Origin of the sequence: Homoserinimonas sp. OAct 916 (assembly GCF_003260275.1) — a bacterium.
GTDB lineage: Bacteria > Actinomycetota > Actinomycetes > Actinomycetales > Microbacteriaceae > OACT-916.
The window spans coordinates 1-13,056 of sequence record NZ_QJHB01000015.1; the positions used below are offsets into that span (position 1 = coordinate 1).

The following is a 13,056-nucleotide window of genomic DNA, read 5'->3' on the forward strand; positions in this document are numbered from 1 at the left end:
GATCGCGATCTTTGCGTCGGGCAACCATGGCAGAAGCGGTGCTGGTGCCACCGGCTGAAGCCCGGCCGCTCCAGGCTGGCGTCCATCACGAGTCAAGCGCATCCAAGTGGCCAAGTCCGCGCAGGTAGACCACATGCCACCGCCGGGTGCCAGCCCGTCCAGAGTCCACGGCTCGGCGGGGCGTCCGCCCAGTAGTCCCTTCTCCCATCCGTGAGGCAGGCCGGCCCGGGTGACGGGAAGGGAGGTGCCTGTCAGATCAAAAGGGGTGAGAATCCGCTGAGTAAGAAGCTCCTTATAGGTCGTTTCTGCTCGGCGGGCCAGCAAATGCGCGAGCAGGGCAATGCCATCCGTTGAGTATGAGTATGTCCCTCGGTTAGTCAATTGCTGGCCAAGGATGTCGGCCACGGTGTCCGCTGCGTCCTGGCGTGCGCCGTCGGCGTGGAGCAGGCCGAACCACAAGTTGCGGCTGTTGGTCTCGCTTGCGGTGAAGTCAGGCAAACCTGAAGTGTGCGAGGCAAGCTCCCGCAACGTCACATTGGTTAGAGCCGATTGGTTCGCATCGATCAGCTCGCCGACTCTCGTTTCGAGCCTCACCTCGTCTTTCGCGACCATGTCCATCAGGACCGCCCCACAAAACGTCTTGGACAGAGAGCCGATCCCAAACAGCATCCGCTCGTCGGCACCAATGCCCGCATACCTGGTGGTGTCGCCGTCGATGTAGGCGAGTGCAACCCGATTGAGTCCGCTCAGATGAGGCTCTGCCCGCGCCAGCAGTGCGGCGTCTCCAGTGCGACCCGATGCTGGAAACACTGGATGTGGCCCGACCAGAGCGAGCAAACCCGCCGCGCTGAGACCCGCCCCAGCGGCAAGCAGAGCCCTCCTCGACATGGTCGGAAGAGGAGCCGAACCCTGCGCATCGTCTCGGGCGGCGTCCATCAGAACCTTTCCAAACTCAACGGATCTGCTACGCGCCACGACCCCGTCACAACTATGACGGTGAAAGCACGGCCGAAATTCCGAGTATAGCGAGCGAGTCCGCGATGCCGTCATACCAGCTGATTATGGTGACCCGGACGATGTGGGGCGCTGAGACCATCAAACGGGCTCTTTGCATCGAAATCGCCTCCTTCCTGGGTTATCGTCGGATGCCACAGCCGGCGCACATGGCCAAACCTCCCCCGTTAGTCACTCCGCGCATGATCGGCACACTTCGCGCTGGTTCCCGAGGATTAGGCGAAAGGTTTGCAGGAGCCCGTGCGCGACGACGACACATCGTACGACGTGTAGTCCACTGCGGTAGAAAGGCTCAGGTGGGCACGTGGTGATCCCGCCTGACGGTGACATCGGTGGGTTCGTTTTCTCCAACGCTGGTCACCGCTCTGCTCCGGTCGAGCATGGCCCGACGGTCCCGAAACCACGGCATTCGTGAAACTCACGGTTCAAGCATCTCGTCGAGGTTGTACTGGAGGTAGGCGAACTCCCCGTCCGGCGCATTCCAGTGGGCCTCCCCATTGGTACCCAGGCGCCTGTGACCGACTCGCTGGTAGGCGGAAATTGGTGTTGACCAGCGCTGTGGTGTCAAGGTCTTGCCATCGCTTGATACGGCCGCGCGGTCGTCAGAGACGAAATCGATGAGTTCATGGTTGTCGTTGAAGGTCAGTTCGGCAGTGATGGTGTGCTCGCCGTACGTGTACGTACCGCGAACATGGTTGTCATCTATGGACTGCCATATGGTGGGAGCGTGGATGAGCGCCGCTGGGGCGAGGATACACAGGTCGTTGAAGATGGTGACGGTCTCTGCTCGATCCATCTCGGGTCCCTTGGCGTTGACCATCGTGAACAGGGAGCATGCCCTTACCCGCATTGTGGCGGCCCCTGCCTCGAACACGTGCAGGACTTCGACAGGAACCCCAAACAGCGCGGCGTCCATGAAGAACAGCCGGCTGGGTTGCGGGCCGTAGGTGTTGACCTGCTCACCCGTGAACGTCATCCACGGCTTGGTCGGCCCGCTACGGATGCGGCCATGGAACTTGGCCTGGAAAGCCTGGACAAACGGTTGCCCGACTGCGCCAGACTGCCGGATGTAGTCGGCTACAAGAGCCGGAAGTCGCTGGAGGTCGGCCTCGGTCACGAGACCAACAGCACGGGAATTTTTGAGTGCTCCGGTAGTGCGTCGACGATATTCGGCGCGAGCGCTTAGTGGACCCTGCGATGCCCATCCGTAGACGACAGCGACGAGCAGGATGACGTTGACGATCGTGCCAACGTTCGCGTCGGCCCACGAGGTAACAATCACCAGTTGGGAGCTGGCGACCGCGAGTGCACCCAAGATCCACCACCAACGGACGCGAGCCAGAAGCAGCACCCCCGCGGCAACTGTAATCACGGCGGCCACGAGCCAGGCAGCGCCCAACCCGGCGCTGATCGGCTCGGCCAACTGGGTCACCTCGGCCCAGCCCAGCCCCTTCGCCGCACCAAGGAGATGGATAAGTCCGTGCAACACCACGACCAGCCCAACGACCCAACGGACAGTCGTCCTCACAACCCGACCGTTGATGGTCCGTCAATCTTGTAAAGTGCGCGATCGAAACAATCGGCCGGTCGGATGATCTCTGCTGGCAAGTTGCACATCCCTGCTTAGGGCAAGCCCTGGAGCTGTCCTATCTTGAGTGGCGCCATCCGTTCAGATCGGTGTCGAGGTGAACCCAAAACGCTCGAGGCTTAGCGGCGCTCGCTCGACAAGTGTACGCCGCGACAGCGCACGGGTAGTGATCCCTGCGCAGGTCGGTACGGCTCGAATCGGTCGCCGCGCTCACCCGCGCTGCCAAGCCGAAGCCGCCCGGCGCATCCACCGCACTTCTCGGCCCGTTGTTCCGGCTGCTTGCACGGATAGGCCTGTAGAGCTTCCGAGACGACGAAGCCCTGATGAGCAAACCGCTCTCATCAGGGCTTTTATTGTCGGGCTGACAAGATTTGAACTTGCGACCCCTTGGAGGATTTTGAGCCCTACCGAAAGCTTGCGAAAATCTCTAGTTTTCCCTGGTCGTACGGGGAATCGAACGACTCTCCTTGAACTAGTTTACCTGGTCGTTGGCGGTCCGTCACGGGTGATTGAGATGGGTATTTGATGGGCATCGTGAACTCAACCCGAACACCTTGACCGGCCAAGGAGCGAACGCGATCAGAACTGACTGCCACACCGGCGAGAGCATCACTACGATCGCGGAGAGGTCCGGCACCTAACTGATTGGCACCGCAGGAGCATTTAAAAAATACGGATAGTCCGGACCTTAGTGGAAGACTGTCAGCTATGGGCCTAATGAGTGTCGATGATTTCGGATCAGCATTTTCGTCAAGCAACCCGGAGTGGGTAGGCGGAACCGCAAAGAGCTTTCGGTTCCACGTTGAAGAGATCCATCTCAAGAGCGGGGATGTGATCCGACCCCAAGCAGCGGGTGTAACGGCGATCGTTGGCGCAAACAATGCAGGCAAGTCCACAATCTTGCGGGAACTAGTCGAAGCTCTTCAGCGACAGCCTCACCAAACCGCTCCACCGCAACTTTCATTAAACCGTATCGAGCTTTCCACAAATGGGGAGGCAAATGATCTCTTTGCATGGCTTCACAGCAACTCCACGTTTGCATTACAGGGTCAATCGTTGGGGTTCACTCGCGCCATGGCAGGGTTCGAAAAGCCTTCTATGCTTGCACACAACTGGAACGGTCGAGATACCGGGTTAGGTAGCCTCGCATCCTTTCTGTGTTTCTACGGCAACGCCGCGGGACGATTCTCAATCGGTGGGTCTGCCGAAATGCGAGAATCCGTTGATGACCCTCCAAACCATCCCGTCCATTACTTACAGGATTCACCAGAACTCACGGAACGAATCAGTCAACTCTCAGAGGACGTCTTCCATCATCCACTCACTCTCGATACATTAGCTCGCACTATACGTCTTCGCGTCGGGAAAATAGACGCCGAGGTGCCTCGGATTGACAGTATCCCAAGGGGCTACAGGGAGACTCTGGCTTCGTTGAGACCACTCGACGAACAAGGTGATGGAATGCGTGGATTCTTCGGCCAAATCTTGCCTGTAATGGCGTCGACATATCCTCTAATTGTCTTAGATGAGCCAGAGGCCTTTCTTCACCCGCCTCAAGCTCACGCGCTAGGAGTCCAGCTCGGACGCCTAGCGGTAGAACGAGGAGTTCAGATCCTGGTCGCGACTCACGACCGGAATCTGTTGACAGGTCTCTTGGATTCAGAAGTTGCGGTCTCTGTCGTACGGGCAAGTCGGGGCTCTGGTCAATCGCGTGCGTTCCAACTTGACGCGGCGCAGTTGCGGGAGCTGTGGAATGATCCAGTCCTTCACTATTCGAACGTATTAGATGGGCTCTTCCACCGCATCGTGGTGCTCGCGGAGGCGGAAGGAGACTGTGCGTTTCTCTCCGCTGCACTTGATTCCTTCCAGCGAAGTACTGTTCATCCCGACAGGTGGAAAGGCTGCCATGCATAAGGTAGCGGCCGCGCTGAAAGCAATCGAGGTTCCTGTAGTAGCAGCACCAGACCTCGATATGCTCGCGAACGAACACGAAATCAAGCAACTCTTCGATTCATTGGGTGGCAACTGGGTGACGACCGGTAAATCACTTTGGCGTCGCGCAACTGCCGCGCAAAGAGAACCTCGTGACACGGTAAAAGTTGGTCAAGTCCTCGAATCGATCAATTCCTTGCTTTCTGAACGAGCCGACGAGGCATATACGAGTGAGATTAGAGAGCTCTTGCTCGCTCAGACGCGCTCGCGTGACTCTGCTTGGAACGAAGTCAAGGGTTACGGAGTTGATGCATTTCGCGGGCAAGCACGAGCAGAACTAGAGTGTCTGCTCAAGGTTATGCAGCACGTCGGGATTGTTCCTGTGAGAAATGGCGAACTCGAAAGGCTTGCGCCGGAAGTTGTTGTGAAGAAGGGACCCGGTTGGCTTCAAGCAGCACTTTCAAGCTCTGCACAATGCAACGAACGTACACAACAACATGTCACTCGTCTCCTCGACACTGCGCTTGTGCTTCTCGACGCTCAGGTTTCTGTGACTGAAGTTTGAACGCGACCCACACATGACATCATTGCAGGGGCTTCTCCGGCCAAGAAAGCCTGTGGGCCTCAGTGCAAGGGAGGATTGGAATGGAGCTGGTCACCCGGCGGCGCAAATCCTCGATCTGCAAGACGCGTGGCAACATTCGGAGCAGTACGCAATGAGCCCGCAGCTCAGGCTCTGAAGCCTACGGCCAGCGTCCGAGGCCACCGATAGACTCTCAAGCAATGAATGAGAGTGGGGCCACCCTTCTGGCTGCGGAGCAGAAGGCACGGGTAGTCATTGACCGCCAGCTCAGTGCTGCGGGTTGGGCCGTCCAAGACCGAAAACACCTCAATCTCTTTGCCCCGCAGCGCGGCATCGCTGTCCGTGAAGTCATCATGAAACCTGGGCATGGGCGCGTCGATTACCTCCTTTACGTCGACAAAACGGTCGTTGGCGTGATCGAGGCTAAACCGATGGGTACTCCCCTCTCGGGCGTGGAATGGCAGTCAGCGATGTATGCCACCGGCCTCCCCGACGACGTGCGCAAGAAAGCGCTCGACCCGGAGGGTCGCCTGCCGTTCGTCTTCGAAGCTTCGGGTTCCGAAACACACTTCACTAATGGCTTCGACCCGGCACCACGTTCACGCCGTATCTTCAACTTTCCCAAGCCAGAGACCCTCTCCGCGACTATCCGCGCGGCTCACGATGAACCGAATGTGCCGCCGACCTGGCGCGGCAGGGTCCGAGGACTTCCAACTCTCGATGAGTCTGGTCTTCGGCCTGCCCAGGTTGACGCGGTGAAGGGCCTCGAACGCAGCCTCGCCGAGCAGCACTACGGACGCTCGCTGATCCAAATGGCGACCGGTGCTGGTAAGACGTTCACCGCCGTCACCGAAGCGTATCGGCTTCTAAAATGGGGCGGTTTCAAACGGGTGTTGTTCCTCGTAGACCGCAATAATCTCGCCGACCAGACCATGGGCGAGTTCAGTAATTACCGCACGCCCGATGACAATCGACGTTTCACCGAACTGTATAACGTAGCGAAGCTCACACGTGGCGGGATGCCGGATTCCACGAAGGTCGCAATCTCAACAATCCAACGCGTCTTCAAAGCCATCAAGAACGAAGACGTTCCCGACGGTGACGACCCTGGACTCGATGACTTCACCCCGGATGAGCCGGTAACAGTTGCATACAACTCTGACCTACCTCCGGAGTCTTTCGATCTCGTTATCGTCGATGAGGCACACCGCTCCATCTACGGCGTCTGGCGGGGTGTGCTCGAATACTTCGACGCACATATCGTCGGGCTCACCGCAACGCCTGGCAAACAGACCTTCGGGTTCTTCCAGCAGAACCTCGTTTCTGAGTACACCTACCATCAGTCAGTGGCAGACGGAGTGAACGTCGATTTCGACATTTACCGGATCAAGACGGAGATCTCCGCCGACGGGTCGACGATCGAGGCTGGCACCTACGTGCCGACGGTCAATCGCGACACCCGTGAGCAGAAACTCGTGAAACTCGACGCCGATCTCAATTACACGCCGGGTCAACTGGATCGTGCTGTTACCGCGAAGAGCCAGATCCGTCTTGTACTGGAGACGTTCCGCGACAAGCTTTTCAGCGAGATCTTTCCCGGGCGCCACACGGTCCCGAAGACACTCATCTTCGCCAAGGACGACAACCACGCAGAAGAGATCGTGCAGACTGTCCGTGAAGTGTTCGGCAAAGGCAACGACTTTGCTGCGAAGATCACCTACACTGCGAAAGATCCGAAGGGGCATCTCAGGGCGTTCCGCACGAGCCCTGGAATGCGCATCGCAGTCACTGTCGACATGATCGCTACCGGTACGGATGTGAAGCCACTCGAGTGCGTGATGTTTATGCGGGATGTGCGAAGCGGCCAATACTTCGAGCAGATGAAAGGCCGCGGTGCGCGAACCATTGCGCCCGCAGACCTCAAAGCTGTTACCGACGATGCCGAAGCCAAAACCCGATTCGTCATAGTCGATGCCATCGGAGTCACCGAGCACGATTTCGTGGAGCCACCGCTCAACCGTGACAAGTCGATCAGCCTGAAGAAGCTGCTCGACAAAGCCGCAACATTGAATCTCAACGAAGACGAAACTGCTACTCTCGCGAGTCGCCTGGCAGCACTCGATCGTCAACTCAAACCAGAGGAACGCTCTGAGCTCGATGAGGTTGCGCACACGTCGATGCACACCATCGTGCGCGCGTTGGTTGACGCCGTTGATCCGGAGAAGCAGGCCGAAGCGATTGCGGCACAGTCAGACCGCACGCCAGCTGAAGTCATCGAAGAAATGCTTGAGCAAGCCATTGAGCCACTCGCGGCGAACCCCAAGCTGCGCACTCGTATTCTCGAACTGCGTCGACTCAAGGACCAGGTCATCGACGAGGTCAGCGTCGACGTGCTCCACGAAGCCTACGGCGTGCAACGACTTGACCGCGCGAAGGAAATCGTCGATTCCTGGCGTGAGTATCTGAACTCGAACCGTGCCGAGATCAGCGCAATCGAGCTGATGTTTGAGGCGAGGGGTCGAGGCATCTCATTCGCGCAGATAGAAGAGTTAAAAGAGAGGATCGCCCGCCCACCGCACAACTGGACAGTCGACCTCATTTGGAATGCGTACCTTACCTTGGAGATTGAGTACCGGGGCCGCCCTGAGAACAGGGATCGGCACACGACCACAGACCTCATCTCACTATTGCGTCTCGAGACCGGTGTCGATGATGCCCTCGTGCCGTATGCCGAACAGGTTGAGGTGCGCTATGAGAACTGGTTGGCTCGCCAGGATCAGGCTGGCGTGAGCTTCACCGAAGTGCAGCGCTGGTGGCTCGACAAGATGATGCAGATCATCGCTTCCTCGGCGGGTCTTGACGCCGACGATCTCGAGAACGCGCCCTTCGATGAGCGCGGCGGCATCGACGGCGCTCTCCGAGACCTCGGTGATAACGCGGGCGACCTTATTGAAGAGTTGAACCGGGAGTTGGCCGCGTGAGCTGGCGTGCTTTAAAGCTCAGTGATGTCGCGACGGTCGGCCCGAAGGATCCCGCGCTTACACCAGAATCACCATTTGTCCCCATGTCTTCGGTCAAGGTTGGAATTCGATACCCGGAATCGTATGAGTTACGCGGAGCACGCAGTGGCGTTCGTGCGCGCGCCAACGATGTTCTATTTGCGCGAATTACACCTTGTCTTGAGAATGGGAAGCTCGCGCAGCTACCCTATGACGCAGCACCGACGGGAGGTAGCACGGAGTTTCTCGTGGTGCGCCCAGGGCCCGATGTTGATCCCGGGTTTTTGTATTACTGGTGCGCATCCCCGGCCGTCCGTGATCGCGCGGAGAGCGAAATGAACGGCACCACGGGACGCATGCGGTTCCCAGGCAACGCTTTTAGTTCGTTTCCAATTTCACTGCCGCCGCTGGAGGAGCAGCGCCGCATCGTCACGATTCTCGAAGACCACCTCTCCCGCCTCGACGCCGCAGACTCGTATCTCGGTGAGGCTATTCACAGGATTGACACACTGAGGGCCGTCACGCTCGCAAAGCTTCATGAAGGGCCGACTGTCACACTGGCCAGCCTTGCTACGAATGCTAGCTATGGTACATCGACGAAGTGTGTCGTCGACGGGCCCGGGCCAGCGGTCGTTCGGATTCCAAACCTTGTTGACGGCACGATCAACCTGTCCGACGAGAAACGTGTCGCCGATGCCAACGTTGATGTCTCAAACTCAATGCTGTCTGAGGGTGATCTTCTGATCGTGCGAACGAATGGATCTGTTCAACTCATCGGACGATCCGCCGTTTCGCCTACTGGCCTGAATGCTGCATTCGCCTCCTATCTGATTCGCTACCAGCTTCGACGTGACCAGGTCCGCCCTGAATGGGTGCATGCAATGCTGTCAACACCACAGCTTCGCTTGACGATTGAGAAATTGGCAGCGTCGAGTGCTGGACAACACAATTTGAGCCTTGGGAAACTCGGGCCCCTGCAGATACCGCTGCCGTCTTTGACCGAGCAGGAGCGTTTACTCGATAAATTGTCGTCTATAGACGCTCATCGACGACGGTTGTCTGACGCGGTCGCAACTTCGCGCAGGCGCTCTACAGCCCTCCGCCGTTCCTTGCTCGACGCAGCGTTCTCGGGCAGACTGACCAGCTCCTCGAATGTGATGTCGGGGGCCCAGGAGATGATCGACGCATGACTGGCAAACAGGTAAAACTCTTCCTCGTCGATGGCACCCCAGGTGGGCTCATGACGGCTGAGATCACCAATTGGACCGGCAGCATTGTCTCCGCGCGTCGGTCTGCTTTGGCAGAGCTGCTTGGTCGCGAAGAAGCAGAGCGCACCGGGGTCTACTTCCTCTTAGGCGAGGACGAAGACGCAGTCGGCGACACGCGCTGTTACATCGGGGAGGCAGACACCGTGGCAACTCGGCTGCGTAGCCACGCTAAAGAGAAGCCGTTCTGGAACCAGGCTGTCGTCGTCACCTCGAAAGACACCAATCTGACGAAGTCACACGTCAGATATCTCGAGTCTCGCCTCATCGAACTCGCCACGCAAGCAGGTCGCGTCACGCTCGAAAATGGCACTGCCCCGCCACGTCCGCGGCTCCCCGAGGCCGATCTGTCAGACATGGAGTACTTCCTCGGGCAGTTACAGATTGTGCTCCCTGTGCTCGGCGTGAACGCGATCCGCGTCCGACCAACGCCGGGATCGCCCGAGGCTGGTGATTCAACGGTCTCTCCAATCTTCCAGCTGAAGAGCGCACGACTCGGTGTCAACGCGAGCGCTCAGCAGATCGACGGCGAGTTCGTCATGCTCAGCGGGTCTCTAGTGGTTCCCCACTGGCATGGTGTCGGCAATGCAGTCAGCACGCAACGCGCATACGCGAGCTACCTCGCCCAATATGAAGAGCTCCTCGCTGAAGGTTCGATTCTGGTCGAGAACGGAACCGGGCGCACGACACGCGACATCGTTTTCTCGTCCCCTTCGACGGCCGGATCTATTGCGCTAGGGCGTTCCTGCAATGGTCGTGTTGAGTGGGTGAGCGCCGAGGGTGCATTCGGAGCGTGGGAGAGCCGAGGTGTCGAGGATGCTTAGCCGAGACGCTCGCGGTTACACTCGTACCGATGTAGATTTGGGGCACAACGTCCCCCGAGCCTTTCCACGATGCGCAACCCGGGGATTTTCTGATCTCGCTTGGCCCTGCGAGGCTACACGGGCTAGACTTGAGCTAATAGTTCAGCCCGCCCAGTCTTCTGGTGTGGGCTGGATCTCTTTTAGGCAGGGGTTCGCTTGATTCGCCCCATCAAACCTTATGAGACTCTCGAGGCGCACCTCTCTAAGATCCAGCAGCGTGGGATTGTGATCGATCTCGACTCACCCGATCAATGGCTCACGAGTGTCGGCTACTACCGTCTGAGCGGGTACTGGTATCCGTACCGAGAGCTAGTTGCTGGTCGTCGCGACGACGATTTCACACCGGGAACAACATTCAGCGATGTCGTCGCGCTCTACGAATTCGACCGCAAACTCCGCACGCTGATCCATGACGGTGTCGAACGCATAGAGGTGATGCTTCGCGCGCAGCTCAACGAGGCCATCGGTATCATCGGCCCGCTGGCGTATCTCGACGCGAAACACTTCAGACCAAACTTCGACCACGCCGCTTGGTTGCAAACAGCTGAACGCCGAGCTGATCGCGCTCGTCGCCGCAATGACGCCGTTAAACACCACGATGAGCACTACGGCGGAAAGCTCCCGATCTGGGCGATGTCAGAGGTGCTCGACTTCGCGGATGTATCTCGACTCTATGAAGGGCTGCCAGCGAGCATGCAGTGGGAGGTTGCCGAGCAAGTTGGCATTCGCATCGATCTGAGCAAGTTGCGAAAAAACCAGGCAGAGAAGGCGCGCAAGAATCACCCACTCGTTCGCTGGTACGAACAGCTCGCGATTGTCCGCAACACGAGCGCCCACCATGCGCGCCTTTGGAACCGATCTTTTGCCCCAGTCGGCACTGCTGCAATGCGAACGATCCCAGCCCTTATACCACTGCCCGAGGGCCAAAGTGAGCGCCTCTATGGCGCCCTTTGTGTGATGGGCACGCTGTTGGATGCGGCTTCACCAGGTACAACCTGGCGCGACAAAGTGCGATATCTCGTCAACAATTCTTTCGCCTCTATTCAAGGTCGCCACGTTGGAGAGATGGGCTTCCCCGAAACATGGCAAGGCGAACCGTTCTGGTCAGGAGACCGCAATGTCTGATTCCCGTCGCTTGGTCGACAAGCTCGACTCGTTCCGAAATCTGCTTCGTGATGACGGCGTCGGTGTGCTCGACTACATCGAGCAACTCACCTACTTACTGTTCCTCAAGATGGCGCACGAGCGCGCCACGCGGAAGCTCAGGCCAGAGCAGATAGTTCCCGAGGAGTACTCGTGGCAACGCCTGCTTGACGCCGAGGGTTCGGCGCTGGAGCTCGAGTACACAAATATTCTTGCGGGTCTGGCAAAACAGCCCGGTACGCTCGGGGTGATCTTCCGGAAATCTCAGAACCGGATCCAAGATCCAGCCAAGCTTAAGCGACTGATCGTCGACCTGATCGACAAGGAGCAGTGGTCTGCCTCCGGCACTGATCTGAAGGGTGACGCCTACGAGCAGCTTCTCGCCAAAGGCGCGTCCGACAAAGGTTCGGGGGCGGGGCAGTACTTCACTCCGCGGGATTTGATCCAAGCCATCGTCGATGTGGTGCAGCCGACCGCCGACGACACCGTGATCGACCCCGCTTGTGGCACCGGTGGTTTCCTACTTGTTGCCCACGATTTTGCGTCGCGCGATGCCGAGCATCTCACGCCGATCCAGCGCGATCGACTGCGAGACGAATTCGCACATGGAACCGAACTCGTCGACGGCACCGCGCGCCTAGCCGCGATGAACCTACTGCTCCACGGCATCGGTACCTCAAACGGTGACTCTTTGATCGACGTGCGCGACGCGCTGATCGCCGACCCCGGCGATCGATATTCCGTGGTGCTCTCCAACCCACCATTCGGCCGCAAGTCATCAATGACAATGGTCGGCGCCGATGGCCGGGAGTCAAAAGAAGATTCCGAGATTGAGCGCGCTGATTTCGTCACCACCACGAGCAACAAGCAGCTGAACTTTGTGCAGCACATCATGACTATTCTTGATATCAATGGTCGGGCCGCCGTTGTGTTGCCCGATAACGTGCTCTTCGAGGGCGGTGCGGGCGAGGTGCTGCGTCGCAAGTTGCTGAACGACTTTGACCTGCACACAATCCTCAGGCTGCCCACTGGCATCTTCTACGCCCAAGGCGTGAAAGCCAACGTGCTGTTCTTTGATAAGAAGCCCGCAAGCGAAGTACCGTGGACGCGAAAGCTCTGGATATACGACCTGCGCACGAACCAGCATTTCACCCCCAAACAAAACCCACTACGCCGGGCGCACCTCGATGAGTTCGTCGAGTCTTACCTTCTCGGAAGTTCGCGCGGAGAACGCGTGGAGTCTGAACGCTGGAAATCGTTCGCCTACGACGAGCTGATCGCCCGAGACAAGGTGAACCTCGATATCACTTGGCTCAAAGACGACTCGCTCGACGACCTCGACTCGCTTCCTGCACCTGACGTCATCGCTCGGGAGATCGTTGAAGACCTCACCGCGGCATTAGCCGAGTTCGAATCCGTCGCCGCAGCGCTCGAAGAAGCAGTGTTGAGCAGTAGCGACTCGCCGAACAAGTAACACAGCCTTGCGCCATGTAGCGACGGTGCCGCAAAATTTGCTGGACCGTCCTTCTCAGTGCGATTGGTTTCTAATGAAGGCGTCGCACCGGTAAAGGCAGTCGTCCCCTTGTCTCCTAGGTACGCTCACTCTCCCATTTCGTCCACGTCTTTTCCGTGAGTGCGAAATGTTCAGCAGACCCCACGGAGACACGAG

9 protein-coding genes are annotated in these 13,056 nt (G+C 58.4%); 7 read left to right on the forward strand and 2 right to left on the reverse strand.

Annotation, left to right across the window (positions count from 1 at the left end; translation table 11 throughout):
- Both DL891_RS15370 and DL891_RS15375 read right to left on the reverse strand, forming a co-directional pair.
- On the reverse strand, positions 1-936 hold a 936-nt coding region (locus DL891_RS15370; RefSeq protein WP_111721360.1), incomplete at its 3' end, for a serine hydrolase.
- Between the two features lie 496 nt (positions 937-1,432).
- Positions 1,433-2,542, reverse strand: coding sequence for a DUF6544 family protein (locus DL891_RS15375; RefSeq protein ID WP_111721362.1), 1,110 nt, complete (start codon positions 2,540-2,542; stop codon positions 1,433-1,435).
- A 1,269-nt stretch (positions 2,543-3,811) separates the two neighbouring features.
- Here DL891_RS15375 and DL891_RS17830 point away from each other — a divergent pair.
- The 7 genes from DL891_RS17830 to DL891_RS15410 all read left to right on the forward strand — a co-directional run bounded on the left by DL891_RS17830 (position 3,812) and on the right by DL891_RS15410 (position 12,861).
- Entirely contained in the window at positions 3,812-4,516 is a 705-nt protein-coding gene (locus tag DL891_RS17830; RefSeq protein WP_368665639.1) for an AAA family ATPase, read from the forward strand.
- A complete protein-coding gene (locus DL891_RS17170) occupies positions 4,437-5,099 on the forward strand; it encodes a hypothetical protein (protein ID WP_198668952.1) in 663 nt (220 codons plus the stop codon). The genes DL891_RS17830 and DL891_RS17170 overlap by 80 nt, the downstream gene beginning before the upstream one ends.
- Positions 5,100-5,317: 218 nt before the next feature.
- Entirely contained in the window at positions 5,318-8,098 is a 2,781-nt protein-coding gene (locus tag DL891_RS15385; RefSeq protein WP_198668949.1) for a DEAD/DEAH box helicase family protein, read from the forward strand.
- Between the two features lie 83 nt (positions 8,099-8,181).
- On the forward strand, positions 8,182-9,306 hold the full coding sequence (locus tag DL891_RS15395) for a restriction endonuclease subunit S (RefSeq protein ID WP_111721369.1): 1,125 nt from the start codon (positions 8,182-8,184) through the stop codon (positions 9,304-9,306).
- Positions 9,303-10,205, forward strand: coding sequence for a GIY-YIG nuclease family protein (locus tag DL891_RS15400; protein ID WP_111721371.1), 903 nt, complete (start codon positions 9,303-9,305; stop codon positions 10,203-10,205). Before DL891_RS15395 ends, DL891_RS15400 begins: the two co-directional genes overlap by 4 nt.
- 195 nt (positions 10,206-10,400) lie before the next feature.
- The gene (locus DL891_RS15405; protein ID WP_198668950.1) at positions 10,401-11,369 is read left to right on the forward strand and encodes an Abi family protein; all 969 of its coding nucleotides are present in this window, start codon (positions 10,401-10,403) and stop codon (positions 11,367-11,369) included.
- Entirely contained in the window at positions 11,362-12,861 is a 1,500-nt protein-coding gene (locus tag DL891_RS15410) for a class I SAM-dependent DNA methyltransferase (RefSeq protein WP_111721373.1), read from the forward strand. Before DL891_RS15405 ends, DL891_RS15410 begins: the two co-directional genes overlap by 8 nt.
- Positions 12,862-13,056 lie beyond the last annotated feature (195 nt).